The organism is Cytobacillus solani (assembly GCF_001420595.1).
Taxonomy (GTDB): domain Bacteria; phylum Bacillota; class Bacilli; order Bacillales; family Cytobacillaceae; genus Cytobacillus; species Cytobacillus solani.
Genome location: NZ_LJIX01000006.1, coordinates 4,275,770 through 4,294,543 on the forward strand (window position 1 = coordinate 4,275,770; position 18,774 = coordinate 4,294,543).

15 protein-coding genes and 3 pseudogenes are annotated in these 18,774 nt (G+C 34.3%); 6 read left to right on the forward strand and 12 right to left on the reverse strand.

The window, feature by feature from the left end; all coding sequences use genetic code 11:
- Window positions 1-83: 83 nt before the first annotated feature.
- Together AN957_RS23255 and AN957_RS23260 are read right to left on the reverse strand one after the other, a co-directional pair.
- A complete protein-coding gene (locus AN957_RS23255; protein ID WP_053477674.1) occupies window positions 84-665 on the reverse strand; it encodes a TetR/AcrR family transcriptional regulator in 582 nt (193 codons plus the stop codon).
- 48 nt (window positions 666-713) lie between these two features.
- Complete coding sequence (locus AN957_RS23260) at window positions 714-1,136, reverse strand: ester cyclase (RefSeq protein ID WP_053477842.1); 423 nt, start codon at window positions 1,134-1,136, stop codon at window positions 714-716.
- Window positions 1,137-1,529: 393 nt separating this feature from the next.
- Here AN957_RS23260 and AN957_RS23265 point away from each other — a divergent pair, with 393 nt between their 5' ends.
- Window positions 1,530-2,786: an MFS transporter gene (locus tag AN957_RS23265; protein ID WP_380000388.1), complete on the forward strand. Its 1,257-nt coding sequence runs from the start codon at window positions 1,530-1,532 to the stop codon at window positions 2,784-2,786.
- 1,109 nt (window positions 2,787-3,895) lie between these two features.
- Here the strand turns inward: AN957_RS23265 and AN957_RS23270 are convergent.
- The 4 genes and pseudogenes from AN957_RS23270 to AN957_RS23285 form a co-directional block, all read right to left on the reverse strand.
- Complete coding sequence (locus AN957_RS23270; RefSeq protein WP_056686303.1) at window positions 3,896-4,858, reverse strand: threonine ammonia-lyase; 963 nt, start codon at window positions 4,856-4,858, stop codon at window positions 3,896-3,898.
- A 15-nt stretch (window positions 4,859-4,873) separates the two neighbouring features.
- Window positions 4,874-5,887, reverse strand: a complete 1,014-nt coding sequence (locus AN957_RS23275) for an ornithine cyclodeaminase family protein (RefSeq protein ID WP_056686306.1) — start codon at window positions 5,885-5,887, stop codon at window positions 4,874-4,876.
- A gap of 292 nt (window positions 5,888-6,179) precedes the next feature.
- Window positions 6,180-7,018, reverse strand: a pseudogene (locus AN957_RS23280) (tyrosine-type recombinase/integrase).
- A gap of 233 nt (window positions 7,019-7,251) precedes the next feature.
- Window positions 7,252-8,133, reverse strand: coding sequence for a DMT family transporter (locus tag AN957_RS23285; RefSeq protein WP_056686309.1), 882 nt, complete (start codon window positions 8,131-8,133; stop codon window positions 7,252-7,254).
- Between the two features lie 129 nt (window positions 8,134-8,262).
- Here AN957_RS23285 and AN957_RS23290 point away from each other — a divergent pair, with 129 nt between their 5' ends.
- Both AN957_RS23290 and AN957_RS23295 read left to right on the forward strand, forming a co-directional pair.
- The gene (locus AN957_RS23290) at window positions 8,263-8,862 is read left to right on the forward strand and encodes a helix-turn-helix domain-containing protein (protein ID WP_075209231.1); all 600 of its coding nucleotides are present in this window, start codon (window positions 8,263-8,265) and stop codon (window positions 8,860-8,862) included.
- Window positions 8,863-9,109: 247 nt separating this feature from the next.
- Window positions 9,110-10,341 (forward strand): annotated as a pseudogene (locus tag AN957_RS23295) (IS110 family RNA-guided transposase).
- Window positions 10,342-10,422: 81 nt separating this feature from the next.
- On the opposite strand, the gene AN957_RS29240 reads toward AN957_RS23295, so the two are convergent.
- Together AN957_RS29240 and AN957_RS23300 are read right to left on the reverse strand one after the other, a co-directional pair.
- Window positions 10,423-10,647 carry a GNAT family N-acetyltransferase gene (locus AN957_RS29240; protein WP_082446714.1) on the reverse strand — a complete coding sequence of 75 codons (225 nt, stop codon included), beginning with the start codon at window positions 10,645-10,647 and terminating at the stop codon, window positions 10,423-10,425.
- Between the two features lie 440 nt (window positions 10,648-11,087).
- Window positions 11,088-11,543: an effector binding domain-containing protein gene (locus AN957_RS23300; RefSeq protein ID WP_056686313.1), complete on the reverse strand. Its 456-nt coding sequence runs from the start codon at window positions 11,541-11,543 to the stop codon at window positions 11,088-11,090.
- A 96-nt stretch (window positions 11,544-11,639) separates the two neighbouring features.
- Here AN957_RS23300 and AN957_RS23305 point away from each other — a divergent pair, with 96 nt between their 5' ends.
- On the forward strand, window positions 11,640-12,536 hold the full coding sequence (locus tag AN957_RS23305; RefSeq protein WP_056686315.1) for a helix-turn-helix transcriptional regulator: 897 nt from the start codon (window positions 11,640-11,642) through the stop codon (window positions 12,534-12,536).
- Window positions 12,537-12,828: 292 nt separating this feature from the next.
- Window positions 12,829-13,001, forward strand: a pseudogene (locus AN957_RS27895) (IS110 family transposase); the annotation flags it as partial.
- Window positions 13,002-13,530: 529 nt separating this feature from the next.
- Here AN957_RS27895 and AN957_RS23310 read toward each other — a convergent pair.
- The 4 genes from AN957_RS23310 to AN957_RS23325 form a co-directional block, all read right to left on the reverse strand.
- Entirely contained in the window at window positions 13,531-13,710 is a 180-nt protein-coding gene (locus AN957_RS23310) for a hypothetical protein (RefSeq protein ID WP_056686318.1), read from the reverse strand.
- A complete protein-coding gene (locus AN957_RS23315) occupies window positions 13,676-14,074 on the reverse strand; it encodes a cytidine deaminase family protein (RefSeq protein ID WP_056686321.1) in 399 nt (132 codons plus the stop codon). The genes AN957_RS23310 and AN957_RS23315 overlap by 35 nt, the downstream gene beginning before the upstream one ends.
- Before the next feature lie 406 nt (window positions 14,075-14,480).
- A complete protein-coding gene (locus AN957_RS23320) occupies window positions 14,481-15,098 on the reverse strand; it encodes a GNAT family N-acetyltransferase (RefSeq protein ID WP_245637808.1) in 618 nt (205 codons plus the stop codon).
- 1,163 nt (window positions 15,099-16,261) lie between these two features.
- Window positions 16,262-17,557 (reverse strand): IS110 family RNA-guided transposase, encoded by a 1,296-nt coding sequence (locus AN957_RS23325; RefSeq protein WP_053479329.1) that lies wholly within the window; start codon window positions 17,555-17,557, stop codon window positions 16,262-16,264.
- 262 nt (window positions 17,558-17,819) lie between these two features.
- On the opposite strand from AN957_RS23325, the gene AN957_RS23330 reads away from it, so the two are divergent.
- Entirely contained in the window at window positions 17,820-18,338 is a 519-nt protein-coding gene (locus tag AN957_RS23330) for a GrpB family protein (RefSeq protein ID WP_056686324.1), read from the forward strand.
- The last annotated feature ends 436 nt before the right edge of the window (window positions 18,339-18,774 follow it).

The window sequence follows — 18,774 nt, forward strand, 5'->3', positions numbered from 1 at the left end:
GGCTCCAATTTTCTTTCTTTTAATCTTTTTTTGGAAAAATGCTTATTAAAGATATAGCTCCATTTATTCGAACTTTCTTCCATTTATTTTATTAACGATAATATTAAAGTTACAGATTTATCTACGAATGATCGCTCCGGATGAGATTTCAATAAAACAGTAACTCCAATTAATGCAACAACTAATGTCTGAGCTAAGGCTTTAACATCTAGGTTGCTTTCTAACTCACCTGATTTAATACCTTTTAGAAGGGTTTCTTGAAATATGACTGAAAGATACATTTCATGCTCCCTCGTAAGTATTTCAAATTTTTCATCGTGTGGGGCAAGCTCTACAATTGTATTAATACAAAAGCAGCCTTTACTTACTTTGTTCTTGTACTCTTCTTCTATCATTTCTTCAAATAGATTACGAAATGCTTCCTTCACAGATGTAGTGTTTTGTAGTTTTTTTCTAATGAGGGAGGCATGCAAGTTTGTATATTTACGCAAAGCAGCTTCAAACAGTTTCTCTTTGTCTCCAAAAGTTGCGTATAAACTGGGTCGTTGTATACCCATAGTGGCTGTTAAATCACTAATCGATGTGGCAGCGTATCCCTTCTCCCAAAAAAGTTCCATAGCATCGTCCAATGCTTTTTCTTTATCAAATTCACGTTGTCGAACCATGATAAATCCTCCTTCGCAAAAAACTAAATTTCTTTACTGATAGCAATCTTATTTTTGATTTCGTTTTATCTGCTCAATGACTCCAAGTCTGTCCACTTGAATCCAATACTCCACTATTTTTTGTTTTTCTAGTTGGTATACGGCACTACCTATTTCAATAACTTCTTTATTTGTAGGAGGGTAGCCCTCATATTCTGCAATATGCATTCCAATCTGTTTCCATCTAACATAAACCTTCTGATTTTGAGAAAGAAGTTCTTGAATTTCAATTTTAAAGTTTCCCCATATATCCAACATTTCTTTTATATGTTCTGCATAATTCTTGGGTGATCTTATTATCGTCACCATACTTTCTGAATTCATTTGATGAGCCTTTACCTCTTTTGCCATGAAGGTTTCGGCTTGTTCAGGTTTGTTACCCGATCTTACAACTTCAAAAAAACTTTTTATAATCTGTTCGTTAGTCTGTATTGATGAAGGCGTTCTTTTTAAAGATGCTTCATCTCTCAATTCATTTATATCTATTGTTTGATTCAGTTCATCAATCGCTACGTCCTTATCAAATTTTCCATTTCCAATCATATCAGAACCTCCTCATATTATACCAATTGGTATATTTTGATTTTATTCATTTATATTCTTTTTGTCAATATTGAGTGTTTTTTTCATTTAACTCTAATTAAAATAATTAAGGTTATGCATATAACCTCATATGTCAATTTCCAAACTCTTTGATGAACAATAAATAATGTTCAAAACTAACTTGACACCTAAATAAGTTAAGATTATGCTTAAAAAGCATCATTTAATACCATTCGGTATATTATACTTATCGGTAAAATTAATGAAAGGAGATATACTAAATTGGATAGTAACGATAAAAATATAAAATTTACTGAAGAGTTTGCTACAAAAACGGATGAGTTACAAATAGCATCCAATTCAACATTGTCTAGATATACAGAACTATTAATAGCGATAGCTTGTGGTATGGCTGTTGCTAACATCTATTTCGCCCATCCATTACTCGACTCAATAGCTACTGAATTCATTATTACCCCATCGACCATTGGAATCGTAATTACAATTACTCAGATTTGTTATGCATTAGGACTGCTGTTATTGGTCCCTCTGGGTGATTTATTAAACCAACGACATGTGATTATGGGTCAAATGTTAATGTTAGCTGTTGCGTTAGTTGTTGTTGGTATAGCTCCTACCAGTATAGTGTTTTTCATTGGTATTGCAGTGGTAGGTTTGCTTGCCACTATTACACAAACTCTAGTCGCATATGCATCAACGTTGGCTGTTCCTGCTGAGCGTGGACGAGTAGTTGGTTTCGTTACAAGTGGAGTTGTCATTGGCATCTTACTGGCAAGGACGTTTGCTGGCATAATGGCTGATCTTGGAGGTTGGCGTTCTGTCTACCTTTCTTCAGCTGTATTAATTCTGATTTTGATTGGCTTATTACACAAAGAACTTCCGGGTACGGTTTACAAGCGTCCATCTCTAACCTACCCAAAGTTGTTACATTCCGTTCTAATGTTATTTGTTCAAGAAAGGATTCTTCTTATTCGTGGGATATTGGCACTTTTGATTTTTACTGTTTTTAGTACTTTTTGGACTTCATTGGTGTTACCGTTAAGTTCTCCACCTTACTCATTTTCACATACTGCTATTGGAGCATTTGGTCTGGCTGGAGTTTCTGGAGCATTAGCTGCAGCACGGGCTGGGCGACTGGCTGATCGAGGATTAGGAGAACTTACAACGTTTGTAGCATTAGTGTTACTAATAGCATCATGGTTCTTTATTTACTTTATTAACTATTCAATTCTCGTATTAATTATTGGCATTATCCTTCTTGACCTTGCTGTACAAGCAGTTCATGTCACCAATCAGAGTATGATTTTTACAGTCCGTTCTGAAGCAAGAAGTCGGCTTACTGCTGCATACATGGTTTTTTATTCTGTTGGCAGTGCCACGGGTTCCATAATTTCAACCAACATATACGCAAATTATGGCTGGAAAGGTGTATGTGTATTCGGTATCTCTGTCAGTGCTTTGGCTCTTATATTTTGGATGGCTACCTACCGTCTTTCTAAGAAGGATATGCAGAAGTAATTTCAAAGTAGATGATATTTTTAAAAAATTAAGCAAAAAGGGGTAGAAATTAATTCTATCTCCTTTTCACTTAATTTCAGAGACTTCACGTTTATTTCTCCTTTTTTCTAACCTTTTTATATTTAAGAGAAGATTATCAATTTCCATATTAAATGGCCCGTTCGTTGAATAAGAGCCACTTCAAAAGCTATGTATAGATGTAAGTGTTTATACAGTTTGTTGTTTTTGAAAAATAATTCAAGAATATTAATAAATATACTGCCAAAACATACATTAGTTAAATGCCAGAAACAAAATAAAAGAACTGCAGATTTATAATCTACAGTTCTTCTCTTTTGAGGCACAATTTTGCCAAAAGTACATTGAAGCATATCGTTGCCAAAACGGCAAAATTATGGTTTAAGTCACACAACAAAATGTGAAATGAACCATTTTATTGCCTAGTTTTGAATCATTCAATTGCCAAGCTATGGGGCTCTAAGGATTTATAACACCGATGTTCGACTAACTTTTCTTTCAAAAAAGAAAAAATACCATCTTCAATAATAGTTTTTGTATTCTTGGCAAATGTAATCTTCATAAATTTATTTTAGGCAAAGTTATATTCACTTAAGAATAACCACAAAAAAACCATATTAGAATGTTTTAATCTTGAGAAATTGTAATAAAAAATGACTTATTAAGAATTCACTAAATTAAAAATGTATTTGGCAATTAAAAAATGTTGTTTACGGCAGTATGTTTTTTGAATAGAAATCAAGGCTTTATATACAAGTTATGTATAAAAACCTTTATATAAAGCTTTATTTAAAATAAATTCTTATTTAATCAAAGAGCCCGATTGTGGAAGAGCAGTAGTTGCAACGATGGCTCGCACTTATTGAACTCTAGCACCCGATTGTTTAAGTGTAATGTTTCACAAACTTGCTTTTCAAAGGTATTTTATTATAAGAATACTACCTAGATTTTGGCATATGAAAAGGCTATCCTTTATTAAGGAAAGCCTACAATTACAATAGTTTATAGCAGTTTTTTTCTTTCATAGTTAGAGTTTGATCAGGAAAGGAGTTTATTTGGTTGTCTTATTTTCTGCCAATGAAACGCACATTTTAATACTTAGATAAAATATAAGTCAATACATCACCGTCTATATTACCCCCAGATAAAACAAGAGCAATGTTTTTCCCTCCAATTCGCTCTCTGTAATCCATAACAGCAGCTACTGTAGTGCAACTCCCTGCTTCCACAATATACTTTTCTTTTTTTGCCATGAAACTAACTGCTTTAGCAATAGACTCTTCTGATACAGCTATAAAGTCATCAACGTAAATTTTGGCCATATAATAGCTCAGCTTACCAACCCCTCCAACAAGAGCATCACATAATGATTCCTCGCTTGGATATTCTTCATAAAAAATATTGTCTTCATAAGATTTTATCATGGCAGGACATGCTTCTGTTTGGACTCCAATGATACGAATTCCTGGTTTTATAGTTTTAGCTGCAACAGCTATTCCTGTAATCAGCCCCCCTCCTCCTATCGGTACTACGATAGTATCAATGTCATTATTCTGCTCTAGAATTTCAATCCCAACTGTACCCTGACCGCCATAAATTTCTGGATCACTATAGTAAGCGTCAATATAAGTTAATTGATGTTTTTTAATAAATTCCATTCCTAATGAATGAGCTTCATCATAATTATTGCCTAAAAGCATAACCTCAGCCCCAAAATATTGGATTTTGTCTATTTTACTCTGGGGTGTAGTTTTAGGAACAATGATCTTTACATTACTTATTCCAAGGATTGAAGCTGCATAACTTACGGAACTTCCATGGTTTCCTGAAGAAATTGCTGCAACTCCATGGCTCATTTCCTCTTTAGTTAAGGTCATCATTTTATTTAAAGCTCCCCGGATTTTAAAGCTTTTTACTTTTTGAAAAGATTCAAGTTTAAAAAAATATTTTTTACTTTCATCTCCCAAGTAAAAAGATTCCTCAAGTGGTGTATTTGGCACATACTTTTTGATACGTTCATAAGCATTTTTAACATGATTATAATTAAAACTCATTATTTATATCTCCTTCTAAATTTCTGATTTTATTCCAAGACCTTTTTCTTCTGCAACTTGCAGTGCAAATTTTGCTGTATAAATATCTAAAAGTGCCATTCCTGTTGCATCAAATACCGTTATTTGTTCATCGTTAGACCTTCCATTAATCTTTCCTAGGATTAAGTCACCTATCTCCCCAGCAATATTACTCTCTGTGATTATGCCTTGTTTAAGGGGTAATTCAATTTCACCAACCTGAACACAATGCTCCTTATCATCTACAAATATACTTGCTTTTGACATGATTTCTGATTCTATCTCCTGTTTTCCAGCCATATCCGCTCCTATGCATGAAATATGTGTTCCTTTTTGTACCCATTGATGTTTTATTAACGGTTCTTTTGAAGACGTCACAGTTATGATGATGTCACTGTTTTTAACTGCACTTTCCAAACATTCAACCTCTTCAAATATTATCGTTTCTGTATCTATTCCGAATTCTTGTTGTAGCCTTTGAGAAATCCCGCTGACAAAACTTTTTAGTTTTATTTTATTTCTTGCTGCTATCCTTACTGTTTTTATATTTGGCAATGCTGTTAATGTAGCTGCAATCTGAAAAATTGCCTGGTTTCCTGCTCCTAGGACAAGTAAATTCTTAGAATTTTCTTTGGCTAAGTATTTAGCACCAATAGCACCAGAAGCTCCTGTGCGTATCCCAGTAATGAACGAAGCATCTGTTATTCCTATAGGTTTACCTGTTTCGGCATCAAACAAGTTAATAACTCCGATTAAAGTAGGAATGCCCTTTTCTTCATTATCACCAAACCATGTTACTGTCTTATGTCCAAATAGCTTTTCGCTCTTTAAATAACCTGATTTAATGTCCATGTCTGCCTTACCTGGTTCAAAATCATAAAAAATGGTTGGCCAGGTTTCTGCTTTACTATCACTTTTTGATTTGTAAACTGTTTCAACTAAATCAATCACCTGCTTGACATTTAATACCTGTTTAACATCCTCATTACTTAAGACTCTGATTTTAAACATTGATTTTAACCTCCTTTTGCTTTTCTAAATAACAATGATGACTTTAAAAAAACAAAAAGCATTGAATCTCACCCCTCCTAAAAATAGGCCCTAATGGGAATGAGATTCAATGCTTTTTAATAGTTTTTACCCGGGGATAAAAACAGCACCGTGTTATTTTATTAGCATTAATATATCATGAATATTATTAAAGTTTCAATAGAGAATCGTAAAACTACCCATCGTAAATGTTTTTCTTGTTCAATTAAACTGCTCCTTTAGCACAATAAAAAGTGCTGTATCAGATCAGCAATTAAAAGAACTGCTTATATAACTCACGTCTTAAATGTCCACTTAGATAAGCGTAAACTCGGGTGGTTTCACTCTTTTCGTGTCCCATTAAATTCTGTATGTCCTCTAATGGTGCTTCATTATTTATAAGTGTAGTTGCATAGCTATGCCTAAGTTGATGTGGATGAATGCACTTATTTATTCCACCTCTCTTTGAGACTTTTTTTATCACATATCTCATCTGTGCAATACTCATTCGATGAGGTGCTCGAATCGTTACAAACAGAGCTTGTTGATCATCCGTTCTTTCTTCGAAATATCTTTTTAACCAAATACTACATCGCGTGTTAAAATACACTTCTCTTTCTTTTTTCCCTTTTCCAAAAACGATAACAGACTGTTCGGCAAAGTTGATGGAATGCTTATCTAGGTTTACGACTTCTCCAATCCTACATCCGGTTGAATACATGAACTCAAATAACGCTTTCTCAAAAGTAGTATTACAGGCTTCACGAAGTAATTCAATTTCCTCTTCTTTTAAAAACTTAGGAATTCTACTCTCCGGCTTTGATTCTTTAATGGTAGATAGCAGGTTAATTGAAACATACTTCTCTTCTTGAGCCCATTTAAACAACGTTTTATAAAACGTATCTGATGGCAGAGACTAGATGCATTTAACTCAGCTGCAACTTCTCCCAGATATAGTTTAATAGATTCTGTTGTAATATCAGTAATCCTGTTATCTCCAAAGTATTTGATCAACAAGTATATTTGCACTTTATATACCTTTAATGTTTGAGAAGAATATCCCTGTATTTGTTTATCTGATTTATATAGATTCCAGGCTTCAGATACAAGCATAATGAACAACTCCCCGATCGTCCTTTTACTAACAGTATTCACCTGAAAACTCTAAAATATACTAGTTTTATAGTATATTATTAAGTAATTGCCCCAGTTAGTTCATTAAGAAATGCGATTCTTATTAAAGAATTGCGACCGATAGTTGAACAAAGGAGTTATTTTAAAAGAATTCTTCTTATAAATGTTCTTCAATTAAATCTATTCTCTTACAGCCAATTAATCTCTATTGTTTATTCGTTATTTCTTTGCTGTAGTAAAAATAATGCTAGACCGATTAAGATGAGTGCGATACCCATACCTTGTTGTAATGAAATGACCTCATCCAAAATAAAATAAGCGAGTATACAAGTTCCAATTGTCTCTCCTAATATACTCATTGAAATAATTGAAGTACTTAGCCATTTCAACAACCAATTGAAAATTGTTTGCCCTAAAATTGTTGCAATAAACGCTAATCCAATAAAGGACCACCATGTTTGTACAGAATAATTGAAGAAGGGGGTTTGCTGACTGAATGCAAAAACACCTAAAAGTAGTGTACTGCTCCCATAACTAATAACTGAATATGGGATAAGGGATAGCCTTTTACGCACATGCTGACCAATGAAGAAGTAGGCTGTTATGATGCCTGCCGCGATAAAAGCAAGTATATCGCCAAATAATGCCTGACCACTAATTTGAAAATCTCGCCATCCAATGACAATACTTCCGGCAATCGCGACGAGGCAGCCTGCTATAGCCCCTTTGCTAAATCGCTCTTTGAATAAAAAATAGCCGCCAACCATCGAAAAGAGTGGCTGTAATGTGACGATAACCGTCGAGCTTGCTACAGATGTGTAATTTAATGATTCAAACCACAATACATAATGGGCTGCTAGAAATACACCTGATAATAATCCAAGTCCCCATTGTTTTTTTGACAACAACCGTAATTCTTGTCTGTTCTTTTTATTAACTAATAAAAATGGCAAAAGCATTACTGCTGCAAAAAGCATCCGATAAAATGCTGTAATTGTCACGGGTGCATCTGCTAATTTCACAAAGATCGCTGAAGTCGATAATGCAAATACGCCCAAAAATAGAGTTATGTAAGAAATAAGTGGTGATTTCAATTCTGTTTCCCCCCTAGATGTTCGTTTACAATAATAAAATTAATACATTATAATGTACAAACGTAAGTATAAAATATTTATGTAATCGATAAAAGTACTAATTCTCCATGTTTAGTATGTCAGCACAAAATGAATGAAACATACATTATTTTAGAAAGGATCTTTACTATGACCAATCATCGCCTCGGGCAAACGGTATTAAATTATCGTAAAAAGAATGGTATGACAATTCGTGAGTTCGCCGAATATGCAGGAATTAGCACTTCACTTATTAGCCAAATAGAAAGAGGACAAGCAAATCCCTCGTTAAGTGTACTAAAACTGATTGCGCAAGCATTAAATGTGCCACTCTTTACCCTCTTCATTAATGAAATTGATACAGATTCGCTCATTTCGAGAAAACATGATCGAAAGAAAGTATATCGCGAGAATAGTGATCATATTGTCTATGATGTGTTAACACCAGACTTCATGAAAGCACATATTGAACTCTTAATGATGGATTTAAAGGCACACGCAAGCACTACAGAAAGTCACTATTCACACGACAACCAAGAAGAAATTGCTGTCGTAATGAAAGGACAAGCGTACGTTGAACTAGAAGGCACAGAATATTTTTTAAATGAAGGAGATGTCGTACGCATTCCACCGAATGTTAAACACCGATTTTTGAACAAAAGTGATGAACCGAATCATATTTTATTCGTACTAACTCCAGCATTAGTTTAAATAGCCCTCCCCAACTTTATTTTTCTGGTTGACCTTTTTGTTTATGGTCTTATTATTACGGTAGTCGGGGTAGAACGTCGCACCCGTGGAACTCGATTCCGTCAGCTAAACTGTTCACCCCCTACTTGTATAAACATGTTTCAGGCTGGTTGGGACAAAGATCCCGTTTAACAAGCGAACCTATGACATTACAAGGAGCTATAGGGGTTACCGACTAATTTGTATTTCTAGGAGGAGGAGAAAAGTAATGAATCCAGTGATTGGTCTGGATGTATCAAAAGGAGAAAGTCAGGTTCAAGCGTTTTTAGATAAAGGTAAACCATATCGCAAGAGTTTTAGTATTACGCACGATATTCAAGGTTTAGGATGCTTATTAGAATTCCTTCAAAATGTGGAAAAGACTGCTGGTGGTCATCAACCTTCGGTTGTTTTAGAATCAACTGGTCATTATCATATTCCCGTCATTCAGTTTCTAGAGGAACAAAATTATGTTTATATTATTGTCAATCCACTTATCTCACATAGAGCCAAGAGCTCAAGCCTACGAAAGGTAAAAACAGATGCAATTGATGCTTATCACCTTTGTGAACAGTTTTATAAATAGGAGCTAGAACCTTACAAGAAGCGTGGAGTTCAACTATTAAACCTTCGTAATCTAACAAAACAACAAGAGAGTATTGGGGAAATATCAGCTAAAACAAAGATACAACTTCATTCTTTAATTGATCAGGTTTTCCCTGTGTATCGGGGGTATTTGGAAGCCTATATTCGAAAGTGTCATTGCTTACTTTACTAGAATTCCCTACTTCTAAAGCTGTATTAAGTGTGAGTGAAAAAGAGTTAACGGATAAAATAGCTTCATTATGTACGAGTCGTTCGGAGTCTTGGTCAAAGGAAAAGGCACAGAAGTTAAGAGAAGCAGCCCTTCGTGATCCTTTTCAAAACAATCTCTACGAAAGTCATATTTTTAACCTTGAAATCTTGGGCATGATTGTTCTTTAATACCAAGAGCATCTATCCAATATTGCGGATGAAATAGATGCCCTCGCTAGTGAAATTGAAGAATATGAAATCCTTCAACCTATCCCTAGAGTCGGAGAAAAAATCGCTGCAACGATTATTTCTGAAATCGGAGAGATAGATCGGTTTAATGATGCCAAGAAGTTAGTTGCATTCGCTGGAATAGATCCTAGTGTGTACTGAAAGTTTACTGCATCGGTAAACCGTATAACCAAACGGGGCTCATGTAGGCTTCGCCACGCCTTGTATATGGCTGTTCAAAGTGGTTTTCGGGATTCCCGAAAAAAGAAAACGACTGATGAAATCATTCCACGTAATAGAAGACTACGAGAGTTTTACGATAAGAAACGAGAAGAAGGAAAACCCTTTAGAGTAGCGATTATTGCATGTGTAAACAAACTCTTACATTGGATTTACGCCTTACTAAAAAGCAGAACCTTTTTCCAAGATATAGCTTAGGAACTATACCTAACTAAATACAACAAAACCTTCCAATTACTATACAACGGAAGGTTATTTGGCATGAACATTTTTAGTATATCATGAGGTTATTAAACTTTTTATTGAAAAATGTCGACAAACTATTAGCTGGTTTAGCTCAATAATTATATGTTCCAAACCATCACAATTATTCGCCATCCTTATTAGTTCAATCATTAGTAATTTTCCCAAACCCTTACCTTTACCTTCTGGTGATACATATATCCCGAAAACATACCCTTTATGACTAGTTTTGAGACTGTTTTCACGTATAAAAGAAACTATTAACTAACGAACCATTTTAATTAAAAGCATCTAGAATAAATCTATCCTTAACTGATTTTAATCGCTCTGCAACAGATTCTAGTGAGAATTTCACTTCTCTCTTATATGTTGAACCAAATGCTTCTGAATTGATTTTTAACGGACTCAATCGTGCATCTTGGTATAAACTGATCTTTATTTTAGAGTTACAGATTTTCAAGTACTTGCTGCATTTACCCAGGAAGTAAAGTTTAGTAAATTAAAGAAATCTAAAAAAGAGGCTGGGACATAAGGTTTTCAGCAAATGAAAAAACCGAACTATTATTTGAAACTCTATTTTAGAGCTTCAGAGTAGTTCGGTTTTTATTATTTTTCACGTGTTTAGTAAAGTATATTATTCGGATTTAGAAGTGGATAATTTAGTTTTGTCCCGGCCTCTTTTTAAAATTAAGTCTCAAAACCTAACTGTTAATTGGCACCCACAATTCAACTTCGGCATTCATTGGATCTCCATTCAAAAGAACTTCAAGAATTTCTTTTCCGTTATATTTTGAAGCATTGTCTTCATTTGTAAAAAACTCATTTTCAAGTTTATCAAATAAGAGCCTCGAAATTCCATCATTTTTAGTAAGTACTACATAAGATTGTGAAGATATTTCTAAGATTTCATATCTGTCATTATAATCATCTGATACAACACCCGCAAAGTATTTTATTCCGTTATCTATTGGAATAATAACTGCATATCCTTTTTTATCTGTTGAAATAGGCATAAGTTCTTTCATCATGCCTTGATTAAACAATTCCTTATAGAACTCTGTTTTTTCTTTCGAGTAATTTTCATCATTTACTCCTTGCCCTTGTATCTCAATACTCCTACCAATTAATTTAAATGTTTCTCTGCTTTTAACTTTCATGGTCATTAACCCCCTTTGTTTTATGCTATAATCTTATCAAAGGTAATATGACAACTGTATGTCATATTAAAAAAGAAAATTTGTGAGGTAGATTTTATGAAAATAGATAGGCATATGGGAATAATTTCTTACCTAATAGACCATAAAAAAACAACAGCTAAAGAATTATCTGAAAAATTCAATGTAAACATAAGAACAATTATGAGAGATATAGACGACCTTACTTTGTCTGGAATACCTCTGTATTGTGAAAAAGGTAAAAATGGTGGTATATATTTGAGCGATTCAGTTGAGTTAAATAAACCTCCGTTGTCGAAAACGGAGTTGATGTCAATTGAAACAAGTTTAAAAAGCAGGCTACAAGTACTAGATGATAACTCAACGTTTAATGCAATACTAAAGTTAAATAAAATTGGAGAAACTCCAGATTTTGAAATAGACTTGTCTCTTTCAAAAGGAAATACAGAGTTAAGAAAACTTGTTTTGGATTTACTTTCATCTATACGAAATAATGAATTGATTAGTTTTAACTATATAAATTCACAAGGTGAAGAATCAAAAAAGACTACTGAACCATATAGAGTTGTATATAAAGACAAAAGCTGGTACATGGACGCCTATTGTTATTCCACAGAACGATTTAATATTTACAAACTTGCAAGAATGTCAAACCTTAGTATCATAGGCACTTTCTCGAAAAGAGAATATCGACCACTCTCCTATAATGGAGGTGAATGGATGGAAAAAAATAAAGTTCGAGTTACTCTATTAGTAAATAAATTAGTTATTGATAAATTCTTAGAATTACTAGGTAGAGAAAACATTAAGAATGTAGATGATACATGGTATTCTGTAATCTATCCTCTAAATGATAATGTATTTGGATATAATACTCTTCTAAGTTATGGTAAATTCGTCAAAGTTGTATCGCCTGCTTCATTTTTTAACAATTTTATAAAATATATGGATGAGGTAAGAAATTTTTATAGATAATAGTTTTAATTAATTAACTTCAAATGAATGAAAAGATAAAAACATGGGGATTAGAGTCTTTAAAGCAAGGATAATAAAAAATGGATAATACAATATTTACTATACCATTACAGAAAATTTTTTCTTCCTATACAAGATGTTGCTTTGTATCTTTTGGATAAAAATTTAAGGGGTAGTAATAAAACAGTTAGAAAGTATGCATACATACATGGTGATTATTTACGTTATTTAAAAATGCTGAAGATACATTATTATTCGGATGATGAGGATTCAAGAATTGTCATATATGCAATCGTTGTATATGGCTGTCCTATGTGGCATTCGTGATGCAAGAAAGCAAAAAACGACTGATAAGATTATCCCTAGAAACAAGAAATTACGCAGCTTTTATGATAAAAACGAGAAGAAGGAAAACCTTTTAGAGTAGCTATCATTGCATGCGTAAATAAACTTTCCAAGATATAGATTAACCACTACATCTATCAATAAAATGAAAAACCTTCCAAAATAAATGAAGTGGAAGGCTATTTGTTATGAACATTTTTTAGTATAACATGAAGATTAATGGTTTTTTAATGAAAAATGTAGACAAACCACAGAAAAATTCGCAATTTTCGTTAAACTAATCTTTCATACGAATCTGCCCGTTCAAAAAGCTTCTTCAACAATCTCCCTCAATAAAGAATGTAAAATCTAACGATTTTTCGTGTTTTCTTAGATTTTCATAGTAATTTGTTTCAAAGATTATCTTCTGTATGGATAAAGTTGGGTTACAAAGATAAAATTGGGCATTTGAAGAAAAAAGACTCATAGTTTACTAACCAACACCTTACAGAAATTGGGTTACTAGTAAAAATATGATACTACTGGTGGATGTCAGTTGCGCTGGCCCACAAGGTCCTTGCCCGAAGTATTGTTGCTTTACTGACTAATCCGTGCTCCAAATGTTCCTACACCTTTAGTATCTAACTACTTAATCTAATCTAAAACATAATCAACCGGCTATTTTTACATTCTTTGATACTGCCATATGAGGAATAGCACTCCTTATTCTAAGTATTTCATTTTTGGTATCTAACGTAAAATCTTTGCCTTTCTTTTTTTCTGTATTAATATTTTTATAAATACTTAGTAACCAATTACCACTCTCTGCCTCGAGTGGCTTTCCAGTCATACGGCAAAATCTCTTTCAATAAAACAAGCGTGTCATTTTCAACCTCTACAACAGCTTCTAAATTTCCTTTTGAAAGCTGACTGATCAACTCACGGCACCGTCCACAAGGTGGAACAGCATTTCCTTCCGAGTCAACTGCAACTAAAGCTTTTATTTGAAATTCGCTATTTTTCAACATGTCTGCAACCGCTGCATGCTCTGCACAAAAACCCATGGAACAAGCTGTATCTATGCTAATTCCTGTATAGATATTACCATCTACGGTTTCAATGGCTGCACCAACACCTCCGTACTCAACAAAATCATTTAATTCTGTAGGTGAAGTAACTGCAGTTGCAATCTTTTTTAATTCCTTATGATTCATAAGTGTAAACCTCCTTTTATACAAATATATTTTATCTTCATCACCATATAATACCATTCCTTTTCATTGAATAGATAATTCTAAATGATACTCCTCTCTAGTAAATGAGTATAGAATGATAATTTCTCGTATAAATCCTTATCTCTTGGATTTTTACCTGAAACGTGTAAATTTAACCCATCCTTCAGCGGGGTAACTTATTCTATTTTCTAATGCAAAAACACCCCAAGGTTTTTTCGAAGGTGTTCGGGAGGCACCCTCAAAATAAGCAGAGATTTGATTTTGACAAGAAGAGACAACGACTGTTTATATGGACCAGGATTTTATTAAGCGAAATGATTCCCTAAATTAAAAACCGATTTTTTATTGGAAGAGCGAGCGTAACAAATATTAACCCGGACCTATCCTACTCGGACTCTCCGACCGTGCAGTCAGGGGAAATCACATCCCACTTTCCAAACAGCGTTAAACCAGCTGCTTTAGCTAGTACCGTAGAAGCCTCGTTATCAAGCTGACATCTGTACTGTGGTTCATATCCCTGCTCAAAGGCGTACTTACAGATTGAACGCACCACTTTGCGTGCATGACCTTTTCCTCTAAAAAGTGTCAGAGTTAGGACGCCGAGATCCGCAATTTGCACATCTTCTTCCCAAGGATACATGCTGGCAGCACAGACCAAACGGTTTTGATCAAAAGACCCAAACACTGCCCAGTGATCCAACTCCACATAAGCATCATCCAAGTCTTGTTCCGAGGCGGAGGATTCGAACTCTGAGAAAACCACATCATCTTGTTCTGTTAATTGGCGCAATGTACCTTCCAGGCTTTCTTGCAGCAAGACGTTCTTTTCTGCTTCTGAAAAATAAAAAAGATAGTCTGCGCCATGCAGTGTGACTCCTGCTTCATTCAATTTCTGACGGAAGACCAGCTCAGACAGTTCATGTCCTTTAGAAAGGTCTAACTTATCGACCATCACAGGCGTTAGGACTGCCAAAACCCGGCCGTCAGTAATTTCCAGCACCATGACTCGACTGTCTTGGCTCAGGTCAGGGTTGATGGTGACCGTAAAGATTTCATCCCTGTAGATAACGTCTCCATTTAAAAATTGCGATTTCTAATAGTCAGTTATCGTTTGTGAAAATAACGTCATATTTATTACCCCCTATAATTAAAATTCTAATTAAAAATACCATATTTCCCCTATTATTTTCTAATCTTTTTGTTTTTCTAACCTTTTTCCATAGTTCCTTCACCTAATTCTAGTAAACATCTACTTCAAAGCAGGAGATCCTTCTCCAGATGCAGATTTTTATACATCTTTAATAGAGAGTAACATAAATGGTTATACAATATTTTTAAAGCTGCATCGGATAACGGTGTATCTAGAGTCGTAGTTGCTTCTAGTGCTCAAACAGTTGTAGGATATCCACTAGACTTCCATGTAACCGAATGATTAGAATTAAATCGATATCATGGAAGTGCTTTTATTTTTTCTAAAAGGCGAAATGAAAAAACAGAAAATTCAGGACATATATAGTAGCAATAGTACTGCACAATAAATCTAAAATATCTTTGGATTTTCAGTATTTCACCAAAATAGAAGTTAAAAGGTTTTTATTGTTTTCTATTTTTAGATTTGCTACAAAAAAAATCCCAAAGATAAGCATAAGGAATATGATTAAAATTATTAGTACTTTCTTACTTATAAATTTAAACATAAAAACACCTCTTGTCTTTCACCATTCTTCATAACACTCATTATTTCCTTCTTGAATTAAACTCCCTCAATAAACAAAGTGAAAACTCACGTTTTCTCAGTATTTTATAGAATGTTATTTTAGAGTAAATGCTCTCTACTATGGTTGGATTTATCTCGTAAGGATAAATTTGGGCTTTCAAAGAAAAAAAGACTGTTGCTCATTAGCCACGCATTTACAAAAAATGGTGGATGAGTCAAAATATGATTGCACTGGTGGATGTCCACATTTCTCATGGAGGTCAACCCTCCCATGCCTCACAGAGTCTTCGCTCTCAAATTCCTTCGTCCAACCTTTCCATGAGGTGGATGTCAGTCATGCTGCCCCACAGGGTCATTGCCCGAAGTTTAGTTGCTTTGCTGACTAATCCGTGCTTCAAATGTACGAGACTTTTAACACTAAAACTCTTTTCTATTGTACTGTTCCTGAATTAAGCTGCTTTTTCAACTTTTATGTTTGCTCTCATATGAGGGATATCCTTTAACATTCGCTCTTCACTAAACTCAATTTGTTTCTTGCCAATGGCAAAGAATATACGTATTAACTTATTACATAAAGCAATCAGGGACTGCATTTTCTTGAGTGGATTGTCCGAGCGTTGCGTATAATAGGCATGCAACGCTTTAAAGGCCGAATTCTTCGCGACCATAATCATACAAACCCTGAAGAGGAGAGCCCTCAGTTTCTTCCTACCTCGTTTTGTGATTTTTGTTTGCCCTTTATGCTTGCCAGAGGTGTTCTCCTTCAAGCTCAATCCAGCTAGTTTTATGATTTGTCTAGGGTGATTATAGTCTTGAAGATTTCCAACTTCCGCAAAGAAGCCGGCAACTGTATCTCTTCCTACTCCCTTAATAGCTAACATTTGTTGAACGCCAGGGATATGTTCAATTAGGTTATCAATCTTATTATCAAGTTCTACGAACTTCTCTTGTATCAAGTCATATTTATCAAGCAGAGTCGCTAGTTCTAATTTGGCCATATTAGAACCTTGGCACAGTCCGATGGACTCTCTAGCTGCTTGTTTTAACTCTAGTATTTTGTTTAGTCCTACACTCCGACTAACTGCTTTTCGTAAATGATCCAATAAGTACTGATCTGTGAAATGAATTAGTTCATGTGGTAAAGCTCCTAGCCTTAAAAATTGCAAGGCTGCTTTCCCTTCCCAACTCTTAAAGACTGTTAAAAACTCAGGAAAATAGCGATCTAGCCAGTTGTGAATCTGACCTTGTACCGTTTGAAGGTCGTCAGTTAAGAGATCACGTATTTTTTTCGCCACGCGGAGTTCTGCATAAACACCCTGTGGAATCGTTGGTTCAGCGTATCTCCCATCCTTGACCAGCTGTGCGATGACTTTAGCGTCTTTCACATCGTTCTTAGTCGGTGAGTTGTCGTCAAGTTCCTTACTTTTCTTTACATGTAACGGGTTTACTGCGACAAATTTTATATTTTTTTCTTTTAGTATATGAGCTAGATTTAACCAATAGTGGCCAGTAGGTTCCATACCTACTATCACTTTTTCCATGGCCTGATCTTCCTTTAATTGAAAGATCCACTCGAGAAACACTTGAAATCCCTGCTTAGTATTCTCAAAATAACAAGGTGATCCGAATTCTATTCCTCTGTAGTCCTGTGCCCGTGCCACATGTTTGAATTTCGCGATATCAACGCCTAAAATTAGAGTCTTAGAAGTAATTTGAGTAATCTTATCATTTTGGTTATAATTCATTCCATATCCTCCTGGTTTTTTGAGTTTGTCCTTTTTGCTTGCCGGCTTAGGACTCTCTTATTCTACCAAGAGGTTATTTTTTTGTTCAAACTCCATTTTCCTTCATTACAGGAATGCTGCCCCTTTAGTATAATAAGGAAATAAAAAAATAGTAGATTTTTTGTTACTGAGTTAAGAATTGAAATAGTCTATTTTTTTATATACTGGCGTAATATACAAAATTAATCTAGCGAAATAAAATTCAAAGAAGGGGGTGTGTCTAATGATTATAAAAGTTGTAGATTTTAATCAGAATTGGAGCAGCGAATATCAAAATGAAGAACAGTCTATTAGGACTATCCTTCAAGAAGAATTGGTGAATAGTTTTCATATTGGAAGTACATCAGTTTCAGGACTAAAAGCAAAACCAGTTATTGATATTTTACTTGTTGTCAATGATATTAATAAATTGGACTCGTTTTCTAACCAATTCCAAGACATTGGATATGAAGTTATGGGGGAATTCGGGATCCCTGGAAGAAGGTATTTCCGCAAAGGTGGAGATAATCGCACTCACCAAATTCACGCTTTTCAATTTAACAACATAAAAGAAATTGAAAGGCACTTAGCATTTAGAGATTACCTTCGCGAACACCCAGAAGTTTGCATGCAGTATGGGGAATTAAAGAGCAAACTTGCCGAACAGTATCCAAATGATATTGATGGATATGGGGACGGGAAGGACGATTTTGTCAAAAATGTTGAAAATGACGCAATTAAATGGCATTGGATACTCCGTTAATAATAATTTTCACCTATTAGAAAAAACAGAAGAATTACTTCTGTTTTTTCTACAATTTTAAGCTTTCTATTATAAAAGTATCGTGGCTTTTCAGCTTCTTATTTCCCGTTAGTTAAACAAGCAACTTCTCTTCTATTACACATTATGGTCGGAATAAACCATTAACTTCAACAATTTATATCCATATTCTATTTAATAATTTATAGTTAAGTTGTATAAGTTAGTAACCCCCTCTTGAGTGTAATTAACAATATCTCTTATACCTATTTTTATCGCTTTCCTTATTAAACTTACCTGCTTCGTTTGTTTAAGTACATTCCTTCACAATATGATGCATATATTACCATAAATATCCAATTTTCTACAAAGGTGTTATTCCACAATATGGCCCGATTATGGGATAAGAAAAAATCCTGCATATCAACAAAGGATTTTT